The sequence below is a fragment of the Methylomarinum sp. Ch1-1 genome (assembly GCF_030717995.2).
Lineage (GTDB): Bacteria > Pseudomonadota > Gammaproteobacteria > Methylococcales > Methylomonadaceae > Methylomarinum > Methylomarinum roseum.
Genome location: NZ_CP157743.1, coordinates 992,039 through 1,014,435, shown reverse-complemented (window position 1 = coordinate 1,014,435; position 22,397 = coordinate 992,039). Strand labels below are relative to the sequence as shown.

Sequence of the window (22,397 nt, the reverse complement as noted above, 5' to 3'; positions counted from 1 at the left end):
CTGCAACATAGTGCCGAATGCACCAAATTGGGTAATTATGAAGAAGTATCGAGATTTTACAGAATTTATTTCGTTCCTTAAATTTCTCAATAAAAAATATAAACCATTGTTTATAAATATCTTTTATAAAATCATTAAACAATCCCCAGGTTCTGGCACAGCTACTGCTTAATCAGGAATAAGCGCTTCATCGCCGAAGCAAACATTTGCAGTCCATAGCGGGACAATTACGACAAAGGCGTCATCGAATATCGAATGGATATCCTGATGACGCCTTTTTTTTTTGAAAAATTTAGTGCGAGAGATTCATGACGACATTTCAATATAAAGCCTTTAAGTGGCTATCCGCCGTAACGACGGCATTTTTGATCAGCATGCCCGGACAAGTCGGCGCGATTGATAACCTCGAGAAGGAGGAGCTTAAATTCGGCTTCATCAAACTGACCGACATGGCGCCGTTGGCCATCGCCTATGAAAAGGGTTATTTCGAGGACGAAGGTCTGTATGTGCAGATCGAGGCGCAGGCTAACTGGAAGGTATTGCTGGACCGGGTCATCAACGGCGAGTTGGACGGCGCCCATATGTTGGCCGGCCAACCGTTAGGGGCGACCATCGGCTTCGGCACCCAGGCTCATATCATTACCGCCTTCAGCATGGATTTGAACGGAAACGGCATCACGGTCGCCAATGATATCTGGCAACAAATGAAACAACATGTGCCGATGGAAGGAGGTAAACCGGTCCATCCGATCAAGGCCAGCGCCTTGAAGCCTGTGGTCGATCAATACAAGTCCGAAGGCAAGCCTTTCAATATGGGCATGGTGTTTCCGGTTTCGACGCATAACTACGAGTTGCGCTACTGGTTGGCGGCGGGCGGCATAAAACCCGGTTATTATGCGCCGCCCCAGGATATCAGCGGCCAGATCAACGCCGATGCCCTGCTGTCGGTCACTCCGCCGCCGCAAATGCCGGCTACCCTGGAAGCCGGAACGATTTATGGCTACTGCGTCGGCGAACCGTGGAATCAACAAGCCGTATTCAAGGGCATCGGCGTTCCGGTCGTAACCGACTATGAAATCTGGAAGGACAACCCGGAAAAAGTTTTCGGTGTCAGCAAAGCCTGGGCCGATCGGTATCCCAACACGCACCTGGCAGTGGTCAAGGCCCTTATCCGGGCGGCAATGTGGCTAGATGCGGACAACAACAAGAATCGTCCGGAAGCGGTCAAAATCTTATCCGACAGCGCCTATGTCGGGGCCGATTACGACGTGATCGCCAACAGCATGACCGGCACCTTCGAATACGAGAAAGGCGATAAACGCCCGCTCCCCGATTTCAACGTCTTCTTTCGCTACAACGCAACCTATCCCTACTACAGCGATGCGATCTGGTATTTGACCCAAATGCGCCGTTGGGGACAAATCAACGAACACAAACCCGACAGTTGGTACATGGAGGTCGCGAAAAAAGTCTATCGTCCCGACATCTACATGGCCGCGGCTAAGGAATTGATCGCCGAGGGCAAGGCCAAGAACAGCGATTTCCCCGCCGACGATGAAAGCGGTTTCAAACCACCGCAAGGCGAATTTATCGACGGCATCGTCTATGACGGCAGTAAACCGAACGAGTATTTGGCCAAGTTCGCCATCGGCCTGAAAGGCAAACAAAGGGTTGTCGACGGCAAAGTGGTCGAGTAAACACGCTTTTCATAAATCGTTGTTTTCGTTAGTGGTGTTCTCGGTGATACAGGGATGTTGACTTGGCGCCGGGACGCGCCTTTTTTTGAGACTCGACGCAAAACAGGTGTAAAGATGAACAATCAATTGATCAAGTTTTTAAACATTACCGGCCTGACTTGGTTCGTGCCAGTAGTCAGGATTTGTCAGGGCGACAATCCGCAACAGCAAATCAAGGCCTTATGGATGGCGATCGGTATCCCGACATTCGCCTTCATCATTTTTCTGCTGCTGTGGAACAGCGTGGCGCAACAAATACAAACCAGCCTCGGAACGCTTCCCGGGCCGGTCGCGGTCTGGACCGAAGTCGATTCCTTAATGGAAGACCATTATGCCGAGCGGGAGAAAGAAGTCGCGTTTTATGAACGGCAACGTGCGCGTAACGAAAAAAAGCTGACCCAGACCCCTGATGCGAATGTCAAAATCCGCCCTTATACCGGCAAACCGACTTATCTGGATCAAATCGTCACCAGCTTGTATACCGTGTTTTCCGGCTTCTTCTTGGCAACGCTGGTTGCCGTGCCGCTAGGAATTCTCTGTGGAATGAGCCGTGTCTTCAATACCGCCTTGAATCCTTTGATTCAGGTTTTCAAGCCGGTCTCGCCGTTGGCTTGGTTACCCATCGTAACCCTAATCGTTAGTGCACTATATGTCAGCAATGACGACTCCTGGTTCGAAAAGAGCTTTCTGACCTCGGCGATTACCGTCACCCTGTGCTCATTGTGGCCGACACTGATCAATACGGCTGTCGGCGTGTCGTCGATCGACCAAGATCTGATCAATGTCGGGAAAGTATTGCGTTTGAATTACAGCACACAAATCAAAAAAATAATCTTGCCTTCCGCGCTGCCCTACATATTCACCGGCATGCGTTTGTCGCTGGGTGTCGGCTGGATGGTGCTGATCGCCGCCGAGATGCTGGCGCAAAACCCGGGCCTGGGCAAATTTGTTTGGGACGAATTTCAGAATGGCAGTTCGCATTCACTAGGCAAAATCATGGTAGCGGTATTCACGATCGGCATTATCGGTTTCATCCTCGATCGCATCATGCACGCGCTACAAAATGTTTTTTCTTTCGGTAAAGCACTCTAGGAGCACGCCATGGCAGCAGCGCAACATTTATTGACCGAAGAATTACGGAAGCATAAGGCAATCGAACAAAAACCCTCTCCAGCCTTGATCGAACTCAAGAATGTTTCCAAGTCTTACGGCGAGGGCGCCGAATACAGTCCGATTCTCCAGGATATCAATCTGAAAATCCAGGAAGGGGAATTTGTCGCCATCGTCGGTTTCTCCGGCAGCGGTAAAACGACGCTGATTTCGTTGATAGCCGGTCTGATTACGGCCGATCAAGGCCAGGTACTGAAAGCCGATCAATCGATCACCGGCCCCGCTCCCGATCGTGGCGTGGTGTTTCAGAATTATTCCCTGATGCCTTGGCTGACCGTCTATGAAAACGTCGCCTTGGCCGTCGATCAAATTTACCGGGACTGGAACAAGGAAAAACGCAACGCGCATACGAAAAAATACATCAACATGGTTAACCTGGGTTCGGCCATGGAAAAACGTCCGGCCGAACTGTCCGGCGGCATGAGACAACGGGTCAATGTGGCCCGTGCGCTGGCGGCCAATCCCGAAGTTTTATTATTGGATGAGCCGCTGAGCGCTCTGGATGCATTGACCCGGGGTAATTTGCAGGATGAAATCCTGCATCTCTGGGATAAAGAGAAAAAAACCGTCATTCTGATCACCAACGATGTCGACGAGGCAATTTATATGGCGGACCGGGTCATTCCGCTCACTCCCGGACCGGCAGCCACCTTCGGATCACACTTTCCTGTCGACATCGAAAGGCCCCGCGACCGGGCGGCATTGAATCACGACGAAAACTTCAAACGCCTGCGCGCCGACATTACCCGTTATCTGATGGATATCGGCGCACAACAATCTGAGCAAGCCGATAGCGACCGCGTGGTTCTGCCGGATGTGCGTCCCAACACCAGCAATGATTGGAAACTGGATATCTCGGCGTTGAAGCCGGCGCAAAAGGATGTCGGAAAACCACGCTATGTTGAATTTTCCCAGTTATCGAAAATATATCCGACGGCCGACGGCAATAGCACCGTTAAGGTGGTAGACGGCTTTGACCTGAAAATGAAAAAAGGGGAATTCATTTCCATCATCGGTCACTCGGGCTGCGGTAAATCGACCGTGTTGACGATGACGGCTGGGCTGAACGAAATATCCGAAGGCGGCATCGTTCTGGACAACAAGGAAATCGATGGCGCCGGCCCCGATCGGGGCGTGGTCTTTCAGTCACCCAGCTTGTTCCCTTGGCTGACGGCGTTTGAGAACGTCGCGCTTGGCGTGGAAAAAGTCTATCCCCATGCCCAACAATCGGAACGCGACGATATCGTCGAATATTATCTGACTCGTGTTGGTTTGGGCGACTCCTTGTTCAAAAAAGCGGCGGATATGTCCAACGGTATGCGACAACGGGTCGGAATCGCCCGCGCCTTCGCCCTGTCGCCCAAGCTGTTATTGCTGGACGAGCCATTTGGCATGCTGGACTCGTTGACCCGCTGGGAACTACAGGAAGTATTGATGGAAGTATGGGAAAGAACCCATGTCACCGCAATCATGGTGACGCATGATGTCGATGAAGCGATCTTGCTGGCCGATCGGGTCGTGATGATGACCAATGGCCCCATGGCCAAAATCGGTAAGATCGAATCAATCGATTTGCCGCGTCCCAGAACTCGTAAGGCCTTGCTGCAACATCCCGATTATTACCGCTATCGCGAGAGTTTATTGACCTTTTTGAATGAGTGCGATCACCGCCATTAGCTCGCCATAACCCGGAGATTGAAGTGGCCACAATGCCAGCAAGAGCGTTTTAAATGCCTTGACTTTAACGAGATCCATTCACTGCTGATTAGCAGCAATTCCCACTTTGGCGTTCAAAAAGGGCATGGGGTGTGTTTGGCGAGGATGTCGGCAGCAAGGATGCTGCCGTCAAGCCCCCAGGGATGGGTTTACCCAGCACCTAAATACCATAGACTATTGGCTATGATTTATTATCGTCGTTTATTTAGGTGCTGGGTGAACGGCGCTCCTCGACAGACACACCCCATGCCCTAAACCCCGCAAAAATACTCAAACTGATGATATGGGAATTGCTGGCTGATTAGCGCTATTTCGCTCTCGACAGCGCGTCCGAGAGTAATCAGTACTTAATTACCAACCGATTCATTCTTACTTGTATTTATTGGAGCCCCATCATGACTCTGCCTGAAAAAAAAACCCTCCCCAGATTCGCTTTGAGCAAGCCAGGCGTCGCGACGCTGTTTATTTCATTAGCCGCAACTCAATCCGTCAACGCCGGCATCGATCAGACGATCGAGGAGGCATTGCGGTTTGGCCAGAAGAATCCGCAATATTATGGTCAAATTAAATTTGACCTCAATTATCGCTATGAATACGCCGACACCGATGACACGGAGCCGGAGCCCGCCCATGCAAATACCTTTCGGCTGCGCCTGGGCTACCTGACGCCCGAAATTCTCGGCGTTCAAGCGTTTGCCGAATATGAAAACCTACTCGCCGCGCAAAACGATTACCGGGGCGGCGGCGTATACGGAGACCCCAATCATCATGTTGTGGCCGACCCCGCCGACCGCCATGAACTGAATCGTTTATGGATAACTTACAAGGGAATTCCGGATACTGTCATCAAAGGTGGAAGGCAACGGATCAAGATCGATGACGACCGCTTTATCGGTAACGTGGGCTGGCGACAAATGGAACAAACCTATGATGCGGTACTCGTAACGAATGATTCCATCCAAGACCTAACAATCAACGCGGGTTACATCGGCCGAATCAAAAATATTTTCTCATTGACCGACAATATCGATGCCCCTATCGTCAACATCAATTACCGAATGGGTAACCTCGGCAACGCGATAGGCTATGGCTATTGGCTGGATTATCGCGATGACCCGGCCAACGCCCCGAAATCCAGCCAAACCTATGGCGTTCGTTTCATCGGCTCGCCGAAATTGACCCAGGACATCAGCCTGCATTACACGGCTGAATATAGTTATCAGCAGGACTACGGCAGCAACAAGGCCGATTTTTCTCGGGACCGTTACCATATCATGGGAGGCATCAGCGTAGCGGGTATCACCGTCAAAGGCGCCATGGAACAACTGGATGGCCGAGATGGAGGCGTATTCTCGACGCCGCTAGGCACCAATCATGCCTTCCAGGGCTGGGCGGACCGTTTTCTAAATGCCGCCCTCTATCCCAACGGCGTACGCGACGTCAATGCCACCGCGGCGACTTCGATTGCAGGCGCCAAGCTAATGTTCGTTTACCATAACTTCAAGGACGACACGAGTAATTTTAGCTATGGCAATGAATATGACTTTCTGATCACAAAAAAATTTGGCAAGCATTATGCGTTGCTGGCCAAATACGCTTATTACGACGGAGATGATGACGCGCCGGGCGGCTTCAAAAATGATACGCAAAAATTGTGGCTGCAGGCTAATGTCTCGTTTTGAGCTCTATTAATGCATTTACAGCCTTTCCCTGGCATGGATTGCCAGGGAATATGGATACGCCATGATCGTCGTCGGGCATGTGCCTTCTTGTCACCCTCGATCATCGTCCGATTAGACAAGCTCGCCGACTGTCTCGCTCAAGATTGCTTGATTGCACACCGGCTCCTTTCCCCTGTTGACCAGGCTCAGGCGGGTATGATTCCGCCATCAAGTATGACGAGTCTTTCCAATTGACGTCAGCCTAATCGCTCGATCATGCTTTCCGCTTGTTTGGCGAATTTTTTCAAGTCGCCCGATTTGACCGTTTCCTTAGGGATCACGATCGCCGCATCGATGGCGATAAAAATATGCACATATTCTTTCAAAGAATCGACCCTGAGCATCTCCGACCATGGAGTCTTGCTGGTGCCGCCGGGCGATGTCTCGATCAGGTAATCCTGATCGATGGTCAGCTTGTGTATGCCGAACATCGCTTTCTTTTCTGCTTCGCTGTAGTTGTTTATGATCTGCCTGCGCATATCCATTTTCATGATATAGGGCGAGACGATTCCCCATACCAATGCCAATATCGTGATATAAGCGGTGGTCAGCATATCGACATAATAGACATAGTAGAACAAGCCGATAAACAACATGATGCCAGGCACAAACAAGCGATTTTTTCGGATATTTTTCTGCATTTCCTGGTCGTTTTCCAGTCTCAACTCATTAAAATGCAGCAGATCCTGCTCCCGGAATTCGTATTCAATTTCAAACATTTTTTATTTTTAGTGGATTAAGGTTGATGTGTTTTGGTTATATGGCCTTGCATTTTAATGCATTTTTATCGGCGCATGGCTAGTACGCCTATTCAAACCAGCAATTCAAACAGGTTGTACTCAGGCATAATTTATCCGAAAAATCATCTGCCGGTCCCGGGCAAGCTTAATATCAGTCCGTCATTGTTGCCTCCTAGCAAAGTCTGCGGATATTTTCCATTCCATTTTTGAATGGCATTATATCTGATCAATGCCGGCGTCACCGATTTTGCCAGCAACTCGTTGGCCATGGCTTGCGCCTCCGACTCCTTGCTGATTCGATAAGCTTCGGCATCGGCCTGAATTTTTTTCGCATTGGCATCGGACACCGCCGCCATTTCCCTGGCTTCGGCCTGTTTGACCTGCTGCTGGGCCTGCTGCTCGACGATTTTCAACTGGGCTTTTTCCCGCTCCAATTGCTCCTGTCGTTCCTTGGTCTGAATCACGGCATTGGTCACCACGTCCGGCAAGGTGATATCGCGAAACAATACCGCCGTCACAATGACTCCTTTAGCCTCCAAATAAGCTCGCAGACCGTCTTCCATGTAGCGTTGCAGTTCGTCTTGCACGCTGTCCAGATAAAAATCCTGTGATTGCTCGACGCTTTTCCCCGCCTCCCGCAGCAAGGAGCGCACCTTCGGCGTCACATGTTTGATAACGACATCTTGCAGCGTTCCGGTTTCTTGCAGAATCGTCGGCGTCCTGACGCCATCGAGCCTGAAGGTGACCGAGATATCCATCGACGTTTTCAGCTTATCCTGTGAAGGCACGTGAACCTTTTGCCAGGTATGGGTCTGTTGGCGCAAATCGAAATCGACGAAGTCCAGCAATGGATTGACGATATGGAAACCTTCGTCATAGGGCTCCGGCTGAACCTTGCCGAACATCGTCGCGACCTTGTTATGGCCGGCCTCGACGGTAGTATAAGAATTGAAGATTAAAATCAGCAGTATTAATGCCGCGCCCGCAAAGCCCGCATATTTCATTTTATCCATCGCTTTTCTCGCATTTATTACCCTTCACATAAAATCTGTACTATGATGTTCCCAAAATAATACCCAAGAGACACACATGCGTCGTAATCTAATCATAAGCACATTGCTCCTGCCAACTGTCTGTATGGCCGAACAACAAGAGCAGGAGTCCGCCCCGGCTCCAGAACCTCCCGAATTGCCGATGCCCGTGCAAAACGGAGAAGTTTTAGAGCCCGATATTACCATCATTCGTAAGGGAAAAAAGACTATTCAGGAATTCCGTAATAACGGCCAGCTCTACATGATCCGCATTAAACCCGATGTCGGTCCCGCCTATTATCTGATTGATACCGACGGCGACGGCAATATGGACGTCAGGCGCAGCGATCTCGACAAGGGCCTGAATATCAATCAATGGAAACTGTTTGAATGGAAATAGCGCATCCGTGTCAGTTTATACCCGCATCACTACGGCACAGCTACAACGCTTTCTGCAATATTATGACCTTGGCGCGCTCATCGATTTTAGCGGCATCGAAAACGGCGTAGAAAACACCAATTATCGCCTCCACACCGACCGCGGCCAATTCATCCTGACGCTGTTTGAGGAACTCGCGGACACTCAAATCGAACCTATTTTCGCCTTGCTAAGCCATCTGCGCCGCCGCGGCCTAAGCGTTCCGCACCCCCAAGCCGACCGAAAAGGCGCGCCATTGCTCAAACTCAATGATAAAAGCGCAGCCCTGTTCAGCTGTCTTCCAGGTCAGTCTTTAGTCAAGCCCACGCCTAACCATTGCTACGAAATTGGCCGGCAATTGGCCCTGCTGCATATTTACGCCGGGCAATTCGAATTTCGGCGCCGCAATCCCAAAAACCTGTCGGCTTGTCAGACGTTGTTTGATGATTGCAAAGCCCTGTTGTCAGATCAGGAAATCCAAACCATTGTAGCCGAACTGGCTTTCCAACGTGGATATGAAGAGGTCGAATTACCCAACGGCGTCATTCATGCCGATTTATTCCGCGATAATGTGCTCTTCGAGCACGGCAGAGTCAGCGGCATTCTGGATTTTTACGCCTGCTGTAACGATTTTTTGCTGCTCGATATCGCCATCGCCATCAATGACTGGTGTCGGCGACAAAGCGTCATCAACAAGCAAAAAATGACGGGGTTATTGCAAGGTTATCAATCGATTAGGCCCCTAGAAAGCCTAGAGCGCCAGCTCCTGCCGGTATTCTTGCGACGGGCCGCCTTGCGCTTCTGGCTATCCAGGCTCAAACACCGGACCGACGGCAAAAATGGCGACCTCACTCAGCACAAAGACCCGGCGGAGTTTCGTCTCCTGCTAGAACAGCATCGCAGCCAACCAACGCTGTCGGCATCGTCTGTTAGTCCGATGCCTTGGCCGGCAGCCCTCTGATTTTTATTGTGAATTTAGGTGCGGATTTAGCCGCGCACTGCGAATAAATTCGCGCCTACCGCCGCAATTCCCAATTTGCCGTTAAAAGGGTTAAGCCTGTATCAGGTCGCTCTGGAAGAAATGTGCGCGGCATGGCCGATTTTTGTTTATTTAGGTGCTGGGTGAACGGCGTCTTCTGGAAGAGCTACCTGATACAGGCTGATTTCTTAGCCCGAACTCAGGTTAAACACAGCAAAAATGCTCAAACGGGGAAACTCCAGTAAAAGTAGCCTGTCCCCTTTTCTGTCTTTTCTGTCACGATTTTTAGTGATTGCCCTATCGGCCCGCCTTGCCGTAGAGCATGGGGAATTTTTAACGCCGGGACGTTACCAGCAAGTCGAACGCGGCAAAGGACTGGTACATAGTCAACATTATTCTGTCGGCAATTGTGCATGTAGGCGCAGATTTAGCCGCGCCATGCGAATAAATTCGGGTAAAAGTAGCCTGTCCCCTTTTTTCTCTAGCGAGTACCCGTCATGTATGACATGACTGAGTACTGAGAGATGGGTCAATTTTCCCCATCTCGCGGTGTGCGAAACTATTGATATTTATCCATCGCCTTCAGCTTATCCAGCGCCGTCTTGATCTTGGCATTGGTCGCATCATCCAGTTCATTGTTTTTGTATATCTTGTCCAATAAACCTTCGTTGACCAAAGCTTCCTTGACCCAACGCTTGGTGAAGCGATAATTATTCGGAATTTTAGCCACTTCGCCAGTTTCCGGATTTTTTACACTATCCGGCAACGCCTTGCCGGCCGCCGGCTTCGCGGCAGGGGCCGGAGCCGGTTTTTGCCGCCGCTGCCGGCTTTTCCGCCGCGACCGGGGCGGCTTTAGCAGCCGGCGCCGGTTCGGCTTTTACCGCCGCGGCAGGCTTTTTAGCCTCAGGCTTCGCCGTCTGTTTTGCCTCTTCTTTTTTTCTTTTCTCGCACTCAACGACGACAAAGACCACGTAAGCCACAAAAACCGTCGTCAATATAAAAAGCAACTCTGCCATACCCCTTCCCCTTAATTATTCTTATGCACTATAGCCATACTCTCTATAGTGTAGTCGCTAAAGCACAGACTATACCAGAAGCAGCGCCGCACGGTAAACCCGTTGCCGGAGCCCTCACCAGCAACGCTGTTTTCGCGCCAGCCTCGGTAAATCATCACGCAACCCCATCGCATGACGGTTAAAATAGTTTTTGATCATATCGCTATGATTGATCCAGTTCATGCCGGCTGACCGTATCGAAACAAACGGCAATGCGCTGACCGCGAAAGTCTTGTTCAAGGCGTCCATGGCCGACATCATCAGCAGGTTATCGCCTTTGCGCCAACGTTCGTAGCGGCGCAGATATTGATGACCGGACAACGGCCGTCCCGCTTGCCGAGTCTTGATGATCAGTTCGGCCAGCGCGGCCGCATCCAATAATCCGGCATTGGCGCCCTGACCCGCCAACGGATGCATCGCATGCGCTGCATCGCCGATCAAGGCGAAATGACGCTCGCAATAACGGTTGGCATATTGAAATTTAAGCGGAAAAGCGGCCCGCGGGCCGGTCGCCAGCATCTTGCCCAGCATACCGGCCGAAGCCGACTCCAACTGCTGCAGAAACGCTTCATCCGATAACTGCAAACAGGCTTGCGCAGTTTCCGTTTTCAGCGTCCATACGATGGAACACTGGCCGTTTCTCAACGGCAGAAAAGCCAGCGGTCCTTCGTCGAGAAAACGTTGCCAGGCGGTCGCCTGATGAGGCTTTTCTGTGCGGATCGTCGCCACCAATCCGTCCTGATGGTAGGGCCAGCCGGTCACATCGATACCGGCTTGGTCGCGCAAAAAAGACTCCCGACCATCGGCGGCGATGACCAAGTCGGCCTGAAACTGCCGTCCGTCATCGAGCTGCAAGCGTGCGTCTTGCTCCAGCAATTGCATATCGGCTACTTTGGCCCCGGTGATACAAGTCGCGGCCGGCAGCGTTTCCAATACGTCCCACAGGGAAGCGACCGTCACCCGGTTTTCGACAATATGGCCCAATTCATTGTATTCGGTCTCCGCACAATCGAAATGCAATTCGCCATCGGCCTTGGCATCCCAAACCCGCATGTCTTTATAGGCGCAGACGCCGCGCCCGACCATTGCCGGCCAGGCGCCGACACATTCCAATATGTTCTGCGAGGCGCGTGTCAGTGCGGAAACTCTGATATCCACCGAATCCTGCGGCCACTGCCGTGGCGGATTATGACTATCCAATAACGCGACCCGAATGCCGCCATGCGCTAAGGCGCAGGCCGCGGTGGCGCCGACCATGCCGCCGCCGACGATGATAACGTCAAATGTTTCCTTCATCAGTTTCTTTTACTCCCTATTCTGGGCAAACGTTGCGCCAATCCCATCGCGTGACGCGCCAATAAATCCTTGGCCCAAGGGATATGATCGAGCACGGTCAAGGCGCTGTTTCTGACGGCGGCCAACGCCAACCAGTCGCTGGAGAATATCTTCACCACATTGTCGGTGAACGCGATGGTGCGATCATGATCCTGCTGTCTGAGCCGCACATAGTCCTCGAGCAAGGCGCTGGCGCCGACATCCAAGCCTTGCTCATGTTGGTTCAGCAGCATTTCCGCGAGCTGCACGACATCCCGCAAGCCCAGGTTGAAACCCTGACCTGCGACCGGATGCAACTGATGCACGGCATTGCCGATAATCACGGTGCGCCCCGACATCATCGTTTGCGCGCGAATCAAACTTAGCGGGAATGCCCGGCGCGGCGCGGCCAATCTCAATTCCCCCAAGCGATAACCGAAGCATTCCTGTAACTGGGCGATAAAATCAGCCTCGCCACCGGCCATCAGGGCCTCGGCATCTTCTTGTTTGCGCGTCCACACCACCGCCGAGCGATTGCCCGCCTGCGGCAGCAAGGCCAATGGCCCGGAAGAGGTGAAACGTTCGAAGGCGGTATGATGATGGGGGAGCGAAGAACTGATCGTCGTAACCAACGCCGTCTGGCCGTACTGGGTCACCTGTTGCGGGATATCGAGTAATTTACGCACCGACGAATTGCCGCCATCGGCGCCGACCAACAGCGTAGCCGATAAATTCAGCGACTGCTCCCCTTGCTTCAAACTGACATTGACGGCATCGATACCGGACATCAAGCCTGCCACTCTGGCCGGACAAAATTGTTTGATGCCTGCCTCCGCCACCCGAGCCGCCACATGATCTTCTATGTCCCTGGCGCAAATGACATAACCCAATGCGGCTACACCCTGCTGCCGGGCCGACAAGCGGGTTTTGCCGAAGTGTCCCCGATCGGAAATATGGATGTCGGTGATGGCCGTCGCGGCCCGAGCCACTCCCTGCCATACGCCTAAGGCTTGCAACATATTGACCGTTCCGGCCGCCAATGCCAATGCCCGGTCGCCGGCCGGAGAATCATGCAACTCTTCGCGGCTGCGGGCTTCGATGATCGCCACCTTCAAGCCCGAGTCCTTCAGCGCCAAAGCCAAGCAATTGCCGGCCAAGCCGGCTCCGGCAATCAATATATCGTAATCAGGCTGCATCGGTTTCACGCATTAATGTTTCTATGTCTGCTATGGTCTTGGGAGCGCCATCCGTCAAGACTTCAGGGCCGTCGCGGGTCACCAGCACATCATCCTCGATGCGTATGCCGATGCCACGCCATTTCTCATCGACGGTCTCGCAATCGGCCGGTATATACAAACCCGGCTCGATAGTCAGAACCATTCCCGGCTCCAACACCCGCCATTGATCATTGAGTTTATAGTCTCCGACATCATGCACATCCATGCCCAACCAATGGCCGATCCGGTGCATATAAAACTGCTTATATTCTTCATCTTTGATCAACTTGCTGACTCGGCCTTTCAACAGCCCCAGCTTCACCAAGCCTTTGGTCAACACTTCCACCGACACATCATGGGCCTTGTTCCAGGGCAAGCCCGGCTGCACCTGCTCGATGGCGGCATATTGCGCATCCAATACCAATTGATAAAGCTGGCTTTGCGCCTCGCTGAATTTGCCGGAAACCGGAAACGTCCGGGTGATATCGGCGGCGTAATGGTCGCATTCGACGCCGGCATCGATCAGCAATAAATCGCCTTTTTTGAGCTTATCCTTGTTTTCGGTATAGTGCAGCACACAGGCATTTTTACCGCCTGCGACGATCGAGGGATAGGCCACCGCGCGCAAGCCCTCTTGAATAAATTCATGGATCAACTCGGCTTCCACCTGATATTCATACATTCCGGGCCTGCATTGCCGCATCGCCCTGACATGGGCCTTGGCCGACACGGCGGCCGCCCTGCGCATCAGCTTCAGTTCGGCCGCACTCTTGAACAGACGCATTTCATGCAGTATATGTTCCAGCGAAACCAACTCACCGGGCGCATTGACGCCGCTACGCGACTGTTTGCGGATATTGTTAATCCACTCCAATAGCTGGTGATCCAATTCGCTATCCCGGCCCATCGGATAAAACACCTTGCTCTTGTTTTCCAGCATCCCCGGCAGGATGTCCCCCATATCGTCTATCGGAAAGGAATCGTCGGCCTCGTAATGTTTGGTCGCACCTTCCAGCCCGGCGTGAGCGCCTTCCCACAAGGCTTTTTGTTCATCGAATTCGCGGCAGAATAAGATGTATTCCCCCTGCTTTCGACCGGGAATAAAGACCGCCAATGATTCGGCCTCGTTAAAACCGGTCAAATAATAAAAATCGCTGTCTTGCCGGAACGGATATTCCACATCTCGATTTCGGGTGCGACTAGAGGCGCTGGCAATCAGAGCGATATTGCCCTTGCCAACCTGTTGCATCAAAGCTTTGCGGCGTCTTTTAAATTCACTTTGTCTCATATCAAGGCATCCCTGTTAGTGTCGAGTTTGTTCATCGGAGTCTGTCGCCATTTGGTCTCTGATCAACAATACCGCGGAGCGTAAATATTCATGAATTTCCACAAAATCATTTTCGTCTTCCTCGCCGCCGGCATCGGAATCCATCTTGGTGAACTCAACGATATCGCGCATGATTTCACCGCATTCGCCCGGCCAAACCGAAGTTGCTTTAGCATAACCGATACCGAATAAAAAACCTTGGCACCAGCAACGCAGCGCTTCCACCCGTTCAGGCAAGGCTTCATCGTCGCCCGGCAACAGCAAATCGAAGGCAAATTGTTCGTCGTCTCCATCCAGTAGTCTGCGGGTTTGCTCGAATATCGATTCCAATATGTTTTTTTCTTCCTCAGTCAACGAAACGTCTTTCTGAAACAGCTCGCCCATCCAATTGACTGCCTTGGCTCGAATGTCGATACACAACATCCCAACCGCAATCCCATGAGCTTCAGCCGCACCTTGATCCGCATCGTGCCGTACAAAAATTGAATTTAATACCTGATAAGCCATAAGCACAAAATATTGTTCACCACCGCTAAAAAAAAAATACTGCTTATGCTAACATTGATCGACAGTCAATATGATTTTTATGTTGCTATAATTAATAAAAAAGTATCAAATCGGCATAAAAAGCTGAAAAATGCTCAACAATTATCTCAACGGCATTGCTTTTCTAAACCTAGCCAAAAACAATTTCCATGTCCAACGCAGAGCACGACCCATCAACAGAATTAACAGATCTGGAAGAAAAACTGGATGCGCTGATCGCGCAATATAATTTACTGAAAAACGAAAACAGCTCGTTAAAGGTCAAGCAAGAGGCATTAGTGAAAGAAAAAGCCAAGCTTTTAGAAAAAACGACCTTAGCCCGCACCCGCGTTGAGGCGATGATTACCCGTCTTAAATCGATGGAGCACGGTTCATGAATAAACGACCGCAACCGGTATCGATCACCATTCTAGGCAAAGAATATAAGATTGCCTGCGAAGAGGAGGAAAAAGACACATTGATCCGTTCGGCCCAGGATCTCGATAAAAAAATGCGCGCGATTCGTGATACCGGCAAGGTCAACAGCCCCGACCGCATCGCGGTGATGGCGGCATTAAACCTAGCCCATGAACTACGCCAACTACAAAACATGTCCCAAAACCCGAGCAAAAGCCTCGGCGAAAAACTGCTCAAACTACGACATAAGATAGAAAACGTTTTAGAAATTCCTTAAATCGTTTAAAATATAGTCACGGTATCTCCTGCAGCGTTCGAGCAGTGCTGGGTGTTTCCTGAACCTGCTATTACCCCGGAAACAGATGCCTAGTAATGGTGAGCATGCCTGTTTACGACGGGAAGCCTGATTTACTGGCTGAGTTTCCACTTGAACCTCTGGTTCAAGGACGAAAGTACGAGACGGCGCAGGCGGGAGATACTTCTTCAATTTGTTATCGGCATCCTTGCCGAATCGGTTCCACTATATTTCCCCCTTTTAAAATTTACCATGGACGCCTGATTTCTACTCGGCCTCCCGGCTTCTTCCTTATTACTAAGGTATAAACGAAATTCACCACGCGCCGCACATATTCATCGATTATTAAGCTAAACTTGGCTATGATTTTACTATTTTCAATGACTGGAGATTTATCATGAAAAAAATTGCAGGCATCCTGTTGGGATCAACTTTACTAGCGGGTTGCGCGATCGATCCTTACACCGGCGAACAGAAAGTCGCCAATACCGGCTGGGGCGCCGGCGCCGGCGCCGCAGTCGGCGCGGCCAGCGGCGCGCTGATCGGCGGCGACACCGAAGGCGCCTTGATCGGGGCGGCGGCCGGCGCTGCGCTCGGCAGCGGCATCGGTTATTACATGGACCGCCAGGAGGCGAAGCTGAGAGCGCGCCTGGAAGGAACCGGCGTTCGGGTTCAACGCCAAGGCGATAATCTTAAACTGATCATGCCGGGCAATGTTACCTTTGCCACCGACTCCTCCAATGTCAGCCCCGGCTTTTATCCGGTGTTAGATTCTGTCGCCATCGTTTTGAAGGAATTCGATGAGACCACCATCAATATCTCCGGCTATACCGACTCGACCGGCAGCGACATGTACAATCAGGAACTCTCCGAGCGCCGCGCCAACAGCGTCGCCAGCTACCTGGTACGCTCCGGCGTACATCATGGCCGGATACAGGCGCGTGGTTTCGGCGAACGCTACCCGGTCGCGTCGAATGACAGCGAAGCAGGCCGCTCCCAAAACCGCCGCGTAGAAATCAGCATTCGTCCGAAATAAGTCGGGCATCGACGGCGAAAGACGAAATGCAATACTCGTCTTTCGTCTTTCATCTTTCGTCTTTCGTCTTTCGTCTTTCGTCTTTCGTCTTTCGTCTTTCATCTTTCGTCTTAAAATCAAACCATCATCTTCACCGCCATAATGAACAAAATGATGGCAAAATAGCGTTTCAGTCTTTGCGCAGGCAGCTGATGCGCCAACTTGACCCCTAAGGGGGCCGTCAACACGCTGGAAGCGACAATCCCGAAAAACGCCGGCAGATAGACATAACCAAGACTACCATCCGGCACGACCGCATGCTCCCAGCCTAGCCAGGCATAACTGAGCGTTCCGGCAACGGCAATGGGCAGGCCACAGGCGCTAGAGACGGCGACCGCATTTTTCATTTCCAAGCGCTGGCCTAGCAAATAAGGCACCGTCATCGTGCCGCCACCTATGCCCAATAGGCTGGATATCATGCCAATCACGCCGCCCGCCAAATAATCCAGCCAACTCAGCCGTAGATGCAGTGTGAACACCGGCCTGACTTGCATAACCATCATGCCCGCGACATAGAGCAAATATACGACAAACATCACTCGTAAAATGCCGTCACTGACCCAATCGGCAAACAAGGCGCCGATTGCCGCCCCCACGATGATACCGGGCGTAAGCTTCGCCACTCTGCGCCAAACCACGGCTCTCTTGCGATGATGCGAGCTGACCGCCACTATCGCGGTCGGTACGATAGTCGCCAACGACGTCGCCACCGCCATAATCATGATCAACTCAGAATTAAACTGGTGGGCGCTGAACAGCCAGGCCAAAAGCGGCACGATGACCAGCCCCCCGCCCAAGCCCAACAAACCCGCCACGAGGCCAGACACCGTGCCCAACAGCAGACTGAATAAAAATATTTCTGTCATCTTTTTCCCGATATTTTGTTTGCTTTTTTACTATCGAAGCGCAGCATCAATGCACTTTAGCCTCGTTTAGGACGGAAGAAACGCTTCAATCCAATGTATCGATATTATGAGGCATGCCGCCGTGTCCTTTATACTATGCCTTTGTATCGATTCAACAAGTGCAACGTTGTTTATGAAAACTTATCTGGTGGGAGGCGCAGTTCGCGATTTTTTGTTAAATCTGCCGGTTAAAGAGAAAGACTGGCTGGTGATTGGCGAGACTCCGGAATCGATGATCGCCAAGGGCTTCCAACCTGTCGGCAAGGATTTCCCGGTATTTCTGCATCCACAAACCCATGACGAATACGCCCTGGCTCGCACCGAACGCAAAACCGCTCCGGGCTATAAGGGCTTTATTGTACACGCCTCTCCCGAGGTGACGCTGGAGCAGGATTTAATTCGCCGTGACCTGACCATTAACGCGATGGCGATGGACGATAGCGGGAATATCATCGATCCTTACCAGGGCCGCAAGGATTTGGAACAGCGCATATTTCGTCATATCTCGCCGGCATTCAACGAGGACCCGGTCAGAATTCTGCGAGTGGCACGCTTTGCCGCCCGTTATGCTCATCTTGGTTTCAAATTGGCGGCGGAAACCCGCGATTTGATGGAGCAAATGGTCAATGCCGGCGAAACCGAACATTTGGTCGCCGAAAGAGTCTGGGCCGAACTGCACCGCGCCTTATTGGAAAAAAATCCCTCGGCGTTTTTCTATACATTGAAGGATTGCCGGGCGCTGGCATCGATCTTCCCTGAAATCGAACAACTGTTCGGCGTTCCGCAACCGGAACAATATCATCCGGAAATCGACACCGGTGTGCACAGCCTGATGGTGCTGGAACAAGCCGCTCTGCTATCCGATAAAGCCGAAGTCAGGTTGGCCGCGCTGCTCCATGATCTCGGCAAGGGCCTGACGAATCCGCAATACTGGCCTAGTCATCGCGGACATGAACAAAAAGGCCTGCCGCTGCTGGCTCAATTCTGCGAACGTCTGAGAGTGCCGAAACATTTCAATGTTTTATGCCAACTGGTGATGCAATATCACACCCATTGCCATCGCGTCAGCGAATTGCGCGCCAGCACACTGACCGATATGCTACAACGTTTGGGCGCCTTCAAGACACACAACAACTTGGTGGATTTTTTGTTGGCCTGCGAAGCCGACATGAGAGGACGCAAGGGCTTTGAACAGAAACCTTATCCGCAGGCCGATTTTCTGATCGGCGCCGCTGAAGCGGCTTGCTCAGTCGACACCTCGGAAATACTGGCTAGCGGTTTGCAAGGGCCGCAAATCGGCGAAGCAATCAGACGCCTGAGAATAAAGGCGGTCAGTCGCTATATTTCGCGTCAGACGGCTAAATCGGAATAAATGCCGTGGCCAAGGCCTGAATTACATTTTTGATCTGTCTATGCGTCCTGTCCGCCATGATTTGCGCCAACATATCCTGGGCATTGATCATCTTGCCGAATAGCCGTTCAAAGCTCAGATTCACTTCTTCGGCATCGCCAGAACTCAATAAAAACAGCTCTCCCTCGCTGTTGTGCTTGCTACGCAATAACCATGACGCCAACTCGAGATTGCGAGCACTGTCATATAGCTTTTGCGCTTCCAGCATATTATGCAGATAAAACTCGCGATGTCCGTCGTATGAATTCAATACCATCGTTTCCAGACCAACGACAAATGCCCTCACCCTGTCCCCTTGATACACTTCATCGAAGGCTAAACGGATGCAATCGATGCTTGTTTTGCCTTCTATCAACGGAAAAGGCTCACTCGCCAAGGCATCGACGGCATCCTGCAACGACCGATGTCCTTCCTTTTTCCATTCCGCCGGATTGCGTTTATATAACTTAACGGCTAATTCCCTCAGAGACGCCAACACGATCTGCTGATGAGTCTCGGAGACTAGATCGATATCATTTTTAACCACCGATGATACTTCGAAATCACGACCTTTAACATCGCCACTCGACGAACAAGCGTTAAGCAGGATCAGACTCAAGGCGGCAATGGTCACGGACAGCGGTTTATTCGGGAAGAGAGTCATGGATATCGACACTAAAAATGCATTGAAAATAAACTATAACAAAATTATAGTAAGTATATTTTTTTTTACCGAATAGCGCAAAAAATGCCATCATTTGACATAGTTTCCGAATTCGACAGCCACGAAGTCACCAACGCCGTCGACCAAGCCAACCGTGAGGTTTCAACCCGTTTCGATTTCAAGGGTTCGAACGCACAATTTGAACAACAAGAGGACAGTATCGTCATGAAAGCGGAATCCGCTTTTCAATTACAGCAGATGCTGCCGATGCTTTACGCCAAAATGACTAAACGCGGTATCGACATAGGTTGCATGGAAAGCGGCAATCCGCAAACCACCGGCAGGACCGCACAGCAAACCATCACCCTGAAACAAGGGCTGGAAACGCCAGTCGCGAAAAAAATTGTCAAATTGATCAAGGACAAGAAACTGAAGGTGCAAGCGGCGATCCAGGGCGATAAAGTGCGGGTCACCGGCAAAAAAAGGGATGACCTGCAACAGGTCATGAAAATACTAAAAGAGGAAGAGCTGGGTCAACCGTTACAGTTCAACAACTTCCGCGATTAATCAATTCGGGGGCATACGCCGGCAATTCCCAGTTTGAGCGTTTTAGCGCTGCTTAGACCTGGGGAGCGCCTGTCGAGGAATGCCGTTCACCCCCAAAGCCCTCTTTACCATCCTAATTGGAAATCACTCTGAGCAGGACGAGGTTTGTAACCCCGTCCTGCACGATTCAACCGTGTCCAAAATAATTTTAACGTTCGGGACGGATTCTGAAAGCCTCCCCGGCCCTTACGCAGCCGAATTGCAGAGAGGTGGTTTTTAGCGTGATGCATATCCCTTTCACAGTCCGGCTAACGAATCTTGTATTTTTTCCACAGATAATAAGCCGCAATCGCCAGCGACAGCCAGACCGTGACCAAGGGCCCGACCACGCCGTCATAGCCGCTGACCAGATAATAATACTCCGCCTGCTTATCGGTATCGAAAAAATCCTTGCTCACCTTGATCTGCCAAACCCAAGCGGCATGACAACCGACACAGATGCCTAAACCGTTGCCGAACTCCGTTCTAACCACGGCCAAAAATACGCCGACAACCAGTAAGGCCAGTAATGCTGAAAAAATTTCCGGATTGAGCCAATTGCCGAAAGCCTCGGTCATTAAGCGGAAGCCGCTTTCCGGCGACAAATCCTGATAGGGAACCTTCGTTTTGGTTTTCAGGAAGTGTAATGCGGCATAATAGAAGGAACTCAGAAATATCGCCATGCCGACCGCCATTTTGCGCCGGAAGCTCGCCAGTAGAAGGCCCCGAAAGACCGGCTCTTCGAAAAAAGAAATCAACAGGGCCAACAACAACGCCACGACGATTTTCGTCGCCGCCTTGCCGACCGTCCATTCTTTGCCCTGATCGATAACATGAATATCCAGGCCATATAAAACCAATAACACCGGCAATAACGTCGCCACACCCAGCAACAAGCCCAATCCCATTTGCCGGATGAATTGGCTTTTGTTCGCAAAGCCTAATTCGGCCCAGGTCATTTTCAGCCACGACATCAGCGGAACAATGGACAACACCAATAAAACCTGTGTGCCTTTGCTGATGACCTTACTCAACTCGACCACATCGCCCAGCGCCAACAGAATAAGATAACCCAACAGGCACGACACGGAGGCCAGGGTCACCAATACCAACAAGGGCATCAATGCATAAGCTAGCAATCTCATGCTGAAAAATCTCCCCACAGCGTTTGTACGGCCGATAAAGCGGCCAATGCCGCGGTTTCAGTGCGTAGAATTCTTTGCCCCAATCGCACGGGTATAAAACCGGCCTGCACGGCAATATCGCGCTCCTGTTCGCTAAAACCGCCTTCAGGTCCCGACAGTAACGTGACCTTGCCGTTTCCAGCGGGCAAGTCTGACAAAGACTGCTTCGCATAAGGGTCCAGAAATATCCTCAATCCCTGCTGCCCCTCGACCCATAGGCTTAATTCGTCGACCACAGACATGTGAGGCAACAACGTTCTGCCTGACTGCTCGGCTGCATGTTGAGCGATATTACGCCAATGTATCAGACGCTGCCGCTTTTTCTCCTCATCCTTGAACTTGATCACACAGCGCTCCGTCAGCAGCGGCGTCATGTGGTTGACGCCCAATTCGACAGCCTTCTGCACCGCCCAATCCATGCGATCGCCGCGCGAAATTCCCAGGCCAAAAACGATTTCCAATGACGATTCGACGCTGCGGTCGCTAAATTCCAGCACATCGACGACGACCTTTTTGCGGCTGACCTCCTCGAAACGACCTAGGTATTCGCCACCTTGGCCGTTGAACAGGATAATATCCAGGCCTTTTTTCAAACGCAGCACCGTGCGCACATAATGCGCCGCCTCGTCTTGCAGCTCAAGCCGTTTGCCTACGATGAGATCATCGGCCACATATATTCTGGAAACTCGCATAAGAAAAGTCTAGTGAAGTTAGCCAGCAATTCCCAGTTTGGCGTTCAAAAAGGGCATGGGGTGTGTTTGGCGAGGATGTCGGCAGCAAGGATGCTGCCGTCAAGCCCCCAGGGCTGGGTATACGGCGCTCCACGACGGACACACCCCATGCCCTAAACACAGCAAAAATGCTCAAACTGAGAATTGCTGGAAGTTAGCGTTTTTTAAAATAAAAAAGGAGCATTATGCTCCTTTTTTACCG

At 51.4% G+C, this 22,397-nt stretch carries 23 protein-coding genes and 1 other RNA gene; 12 read left to right on the top strand and 12 right to left on the bottom strand.

The window, feature by feature from the left end; all coding sequences use genetic code 11:
- Positions 1-374: 374 nt before the first annotated feature.
- The 4 genes from Q9L42_RS05020 (at position 375) to Q9L42_RS05005 (ending at position 6,304) form a co-directional block, all read left to right on the top strand.
- The gene (locus Q9L42_RS05020; RefSeq protein WP_349432736.1) at positions 375-1,697 is read left to right on the top strand and encodes a CmpA/NrtA family ABC transporter substrate-binding protein; all 1,323 of its coding nucleotides are present in this window, start codon (positions 375-377) and stop codon (positions 1,695-1,697) included.
- A gap of 114 nt (positions 1,698-1,811) precedes the next feature.
- Positions 1,812-2,828 (top strand): ABC transporter permease, encoded by a 1,017-nt coding sequence (locus tag Q9L42_RS05015; RefSeq protein WP_349432151.1) that lies wholly within the window; start codon positions 1,812-1,814, stop codon positions 2,826-2,828.
- 9 nt (positions 2,829-2,837) lie between these two features.
- Positions 2,838-4,583 (top strand): ABC transporter ATP-binding protein, encoded by a 1,746-nt coding sequence (locus Q9L42_RS05010; RefSeq protein WP_349432150.1) that lies wholly within the window; start codon positions 2,838-2,840, stop codon positions 4,581-4,583.
- A 434-nt stretch (positions 4,584-5,017) separates the two neighbouring features.
- The gene (locus Q9L42_RS05005; protein ID WP_349432149.1) at positions 5,018-6,304 is read left to right on the top strand and encodes an alginate export family protein; all 1,287 of its coding nucleotides are present in this window, start codon (positions 5,018-5,020) and stop codon (positions 6,302-6,304) included.
- A gap of 236 nt (positions 6,305-6,540) precedes the next feature.
- Here the strand turns inward: Q9L42_RS05005 and Q9L42_RS05000 are convergent, their stop codons facing one another.
- Positions 6,541-7,062, bottom strand: a complete 522-nt coding sequence (locus Q9L42_RS05000; RefSeq protein WP_305909527.1) for a YcxB family protein — start codon at positions 7,060-7,062, stop codon at positions 6,541-6,543.
- 143 nt (positions 7,063-7,205) lie between these two features.
- A complete protein-coding gene (locus Q9L42_RS04995; protein WP_349432148.1) occupies positions 7,206-8,096 on the bottom strand; it encodes an SPFH domain-containing protein in 891 nt (296 codons plus the stop codon).
- 124 nt (positions 8,097-8,220) lie between these two features.
- Between Q9L42_RS04995 and Q9L42_RS04990 the strand changes: the two genes are divergently transcribed.
- On the top strand, positions 8,221-8,514 hold the full coding sequence (locus Q9L42_RS04990; RefSeq protein WP_305909529.1) for a DUF2782 domain-containing protein: 294 nt from the start codon (positions 8,221-8,223) through the stop codon (positions 8,512-8,514).
- Positions 8,515-8,521: 7 nt separating this feature from the next.
- On the top strand, positions 8,522-9,493 hold the full coding sequence (locus Q9L42_RS04985; RefSeq protein ID WP_349432147.1) for a homoserine kinase: 972 nt from the start codon (positions 8,522-8,524) through the stop codon (positions 9,491-9,493).
- Between the two features lie 577 nt (positions 9,494-10,070).
- On the opposite strand, the gene Q9L42_RS04980 is transcribed toward Q9L42_RS04985, so the two are convergent.
- The 6 genes from Q9L42_RS04980 to Q9L42_RS04955 form a co-directional block, all read right to left on the bottom strand.
- Positions 10,071-10,241: a hypothetical protein gene (locus Q9L42_RS04980; RefSeq protein WP_349432145.1), complete on the bottom strand. Its 171-nt coding sequence runs from the start codon at positions 10,239-10,241 to the stop codon at positions 10,071-10,073.
- A gap of 25 nt (positions 10,242-10,266) precedes the next feature.
- Positions 10,267-10,527 carry a hypothetical protein gene (locus Q9L42_RS04975; RefSeq protein ID WP_349432143.1) on the bottom strand — a complete coding sequence of 87 codons (261 nt, stop codon included), beginning with the start codon at positions 10,525-10,527 and terminating at the stop codon, positions 10,267-10,269.
- 114 nt (positions 10,528-10,641) lie between these two features.
- Complete coding sequence (locus Q9L42_RS04970; protein ID WP_349432141.1) at positions 10,642-11,862, bottom strand: UbiH/UbiF/VisC/COQ6 family ubiquinone biosynthesis hydroxylase; 1,221 nt, start codon at positions 11,860-11,862, stop codon at positions 10,642-10,644.
- Complete coding sequence (gene ubiH, locus Q9L42_RS04965; protein ID WP_305909535.1) at positions 11,862-13,076, bottom strand: 2-octaprenyl-6-methoxyphenyl hydroxylase; 1,215 nt, start codon at positions 13,074-13,076, stop codon at positions 11,862-11,864. The genes Q9L42_RS04970 and ubiH overlap by 1 nt, the downstream gene beginning before the upstream one ends.
- On the bottom strand, positions 13,066-14,385 hold the full coding sequence (gene pepP, locus Q9L42_RS04960) for a Xaa-Pro aminopeptidase (RefSeq protein ID WP_305909536.1): 1,320 nt from the start codon (positions 14,383-14,385) through the stop codon (positions 13,066-13,068). Before pepP ends, ubiH begins: the two co-directional genes overlap by 11 nt.
- A 15-nt stretch (positions 14,386-14,400) precedes the next feature.
- Entirely contained in the window at positions 14,401-14,931 is a 531-nt protein-coding gene (locus tag Q9L42_RS04955) for a UPF0149 family protein (protein ID WP_349432139.1), read from the bottom strand.
- Between the two features lie 188 nt (positions 14,932-15,119).
- Here Q9L42_RS04955 and Q9L42_RS04950 point away from each other — a divergent pair, with 188 nt between their 5' ends.
- The 4 genes from Q9L42_RS04950 (at position 15,120) to Q9L42_RS04935 (ending at position 16,697) form a co-directional block, all read left to right on the top strand.
- Complete coding sequence (locus Q9L42_RS04950; protein ID WP_305909538.1) at positions 15,120-15,347, top strand: TIGR02449 family protein; 228 nt, start codon at positions 15,120-15,122, stop codon at positions 15,345-15,347.
- Positions 15,344-15,643 (top strand): cell division protein ZapA, encoded by a 300-nt coding sequence (locus tag Q9L42_RS04945; protein WP_305909539.1) that lies wholly within the window; start codon positions 15,344-15,346, stop codon positions 15,641-15,643. Before Q9L42_RS04950 ends, Q9L42_RS04945 begins: the two co-directional genes overlap by 4 nt.
- Before the next feature lie 22 nt (positions 15,644-15,665).
- Positions 15,666-15,845: non-coding RNA, 6S RNA (gene ssrS, locus Q9L42_RS04940), on the top strand.
- A gap of 213 nt (positions 15,846-16,058) precedes the next feature.
- Positions 16,059-16,697, top strand: coding sequence for an OmpA family protein (locus tag Q9L42_RS04935; protein WP_305909540.1), 639 nt, complete (start codon positions 16,059-16,061; stop codon positions 16,695-16,697).
- A gap of 116 nt (positions 16,698-16,813) precedes the next feature.
- Here Q9L42_RS04935 and Q9L42_RS04930 read toward each other — a convergent pair whose 3' ends face one another.
- Positions 16,814-17,602, bottom strand: a complete 789-nt coding sequence (locus Q9L42_RS04930) for a sulfite exporter TauE/SafE family protein (protein WP_349432136.1) — start codon at positions 17,600-17,602, stop codon at positions 16,814-16,816.
- Positions 17,603-17,774: 172 nt separating this feature from the next.
- On the opposite strand from Q9L42_RS04930, the gene Q9L42_RS04925 reads away from it, so the two are divergent.
- Positions 17,775-19,013 (top strand): multifunctional CCA addition/repair protein, encoded by a 1,239-nt coding sequence (locus Q9L42_RS04925; RefSeq protein ID WP_349432134.1) that lies wholly within the window; start codon positions 17,775-17,777, stop codon positions 19,011-19,013.
- On the opposite strand, the gene Q9L42_RS04920 is transcribed toward Q9L42_RS04925, so the two are convergent.
- On the bottom strand, positions 19,000-19,695 hold the full coding sequence (locus Q9L42_RS04920; RefSeq protein ID WP_305909542.1) for a hypothetical protein: 696 nt from the start codon (positions 19,693-19,695) through the stop codon (positions 19,000-19,002). The genes Q9L42_RS04925 and Q9L42_RS04920 overlap by 14 nt on opposite strands.
- Before the next feature lie 84 nt (positions 19,696-19,779).
- Here Q9L42_RS04920 and Q9L42_RS04915 point away from each other — a divergent pair, with 84 nt between their 5' ends.
- Positions 19,780-20,262 (top strand): YajQ family cyclic di-GMP-binding protein, encoded by a 483-nt coding sequence (locus tag Q9L42_RS04915; RefSeq protein ID WP_349432132.1) that lies wholly within the window; start codon positions 19,780-19,782, stop codon positions 20,260-20,262.
- 287 nt (positions 20,263-20,549) lie between these two features.
- Here the strand turns inward: Q9L42_RS04915 and Q9L42_RS04910 are convergent, their stop codons facing one another.
- Together Q9L42_RS04910 and Q9L42_RS04905 are read right to left on the bottom strand one after the other, a co-directional pair.
- On the bottom strand, positions 20,550-21,425 hold the full coding sequence (locus Q9L42_RS04910) for a CPBP family intramembrane glutamic endopeptidase (RefSeq protein ID WP_349432130.1): 876 nt from the start codon (positions 21,423-21,425) through the stop codon (positions 20,550-20,552).
- On the bottom strand, positions 21,422-22,156 hold the full coding sequence (locus Q9L42_RS04905; protein WP_305909543.1) for a 16S rRNA (uracil(1498)-N(3))-methyltransferase: 735 nt from the start codon (positions 22,154-22,156) through the stop codon (positions 21,422-21,424). The genes Q9L42_RS04910 and Q9L42_RS04905 overlap by 4 nt, the downstream gene beginning before the upstream one ends.
- Between the last annotated feature and the right edge of the window lie 241 nt (positions 22,157-22,397).

Bases quoted from the DNA above. Each gene is read 5' to 3' on its own strand.
- Q9L42_RS04935 (WP_305909540.1), top strand. From the start codon at position 16,059: ATGAAAAAAATTGCAGGCATCCTGTTGGGATCAACTTTACTAGCGGGT.
- ubiH (WP_305909535.1), bottom strand. From the start codon at position 13,076: ATGCAGCCTGATTACGATATATTGATTGCCGGAGCCGGCTTGGCCGGC.
- Q9L42_RS04995 (WP_349432148.1), bottom strand. From the start codon at position 8,096: ATGGATAAAATGAAATATGCGGGCTTTGCGGGCGCGGCATTAATACTG.
- Q9L42_RS04975 (WP_349432143.1), bottom strand. From the start codon at position 10,527: ATGGCAGAGTTGCTTTTTATATTGACGACGGTTTTTGTGGCTTACGTG.
- Q9L42_RS04930 (WP_349432136.1), bottom strand. From the start codon at position 17,602: ATGACAGAAATATTTTTATTCAGTCTGCTGTTGGGCACGGTGTCTGGC.
- Q9L42_RS05000 (WP_305909527.1), bottom strand. From the start codon at position 7,062: ATGTTTGAAATTGAATACGAATTCCGGGAGCAGGATCTGCTGCATTTT.
- Q9L42_RS05010 (WP_349432150.1), top strand. From the start codon at position 2,838: ATGGCAGCAGCGCAACATTTATTGACCGAAGAATTACGGAAGCATAAG.
- Q9L42_RS04955 (WP_349432139.1), bottom strand. From the start codon at position 14,931: ATGGCTTATCAGGTATTAAATTCAATTTTTGTACGGCACGATGCGGAT.
- Q9L42_RS04945 (WP_305909539.1), top strand. From the start codon at position 15,344: ATGAATAAACGACCGCAACCGGTATCGATCACCATTCTAGGCAAAGAA.
- Q9L42_RS05015 (WP_349432151.1), top strand. From the start codon at position 1,812: ATGAACAATCAATTGATCAAGTTTTTAAACATTACCGGCCTGACTTGG.
- Q9L42_RS04970 (WP_349432141.1), bottom strand. From the start codon at position 11,862: ATGAAGGAAACATTTGACGTTATCATCGTCGGCGGCGGCATGGTCGGC.
- Q9L42_RS05020 (WP_349432736.1), top strand. From the start codon at position 375: ATGCCCGGACAAGTCGGCGCGATTGATAACCTCGAGAAGGAGGAGCTT.
- Q9L42_RS04950 (WP_305909538.1), top strand. From the start codon at position 15,120: ATGTCCAACGCAGAGCACGACCCATCAACAGAATTAACAGATCTGGAA.
- pepP (WP_305909536.1), bottom strand. From the start codon at position 14,385: ATGAGACAAAGTGAATTTAAAAGACGCCGCAAAGCTTTGATGCAACAG.
- Q9L42_RS04990 (WP_305909529.1), top strand. From the start codon at position 8,221: ATGGCCGAACAACAAGAGCAGGAGTCCGCCCCGGCTCCAGAACCTCCC.
- Q9L42_RS05005 (WP_349432149.1), top strand. From the start codon at position 5,018: ATGACTCTGCCTGAAAAAAAAACCCTCCCCAGATTCGCTTTGAGCAAG.
- Q9L42_RS04920 (WP_305909542.1), bottom strand. From the start codon at position 19,695: ATGACTCTCTTCCCGAATAAACCGCTGTCCGTGACCATTGCCGCCTTG.
- Q9L42_RS04925 (WP_349432134.1), top strand. From the start codon at position 17,775: ATGAAAACTTATCTGGTGGGAGGCGCAGTTCGCGATTTTTTGTTAAAT.
- Q9L42_RS04915 (WP_349432132.1), top strand. From the start codon at position 19,780: ATGCCATCATTTGACATAGTTTCCGAATTCGACAGCCACGAAGTCACC.
- Q9L42_RS04905 (WP_305909543.1), bottom strand. From the start codon at position 22,156: ATGCGAGTTTCCAGAATATATGTGGCCGATGATCTCATCGTAGGCAAA.
- Q9L42_RS04910 (WP_349432130.1), bottom strand. From the start codon at position 21,425: ATGAGATTGCTAGCTTATGCATTGATGCCCTTGTTGGTATTGGTGACC.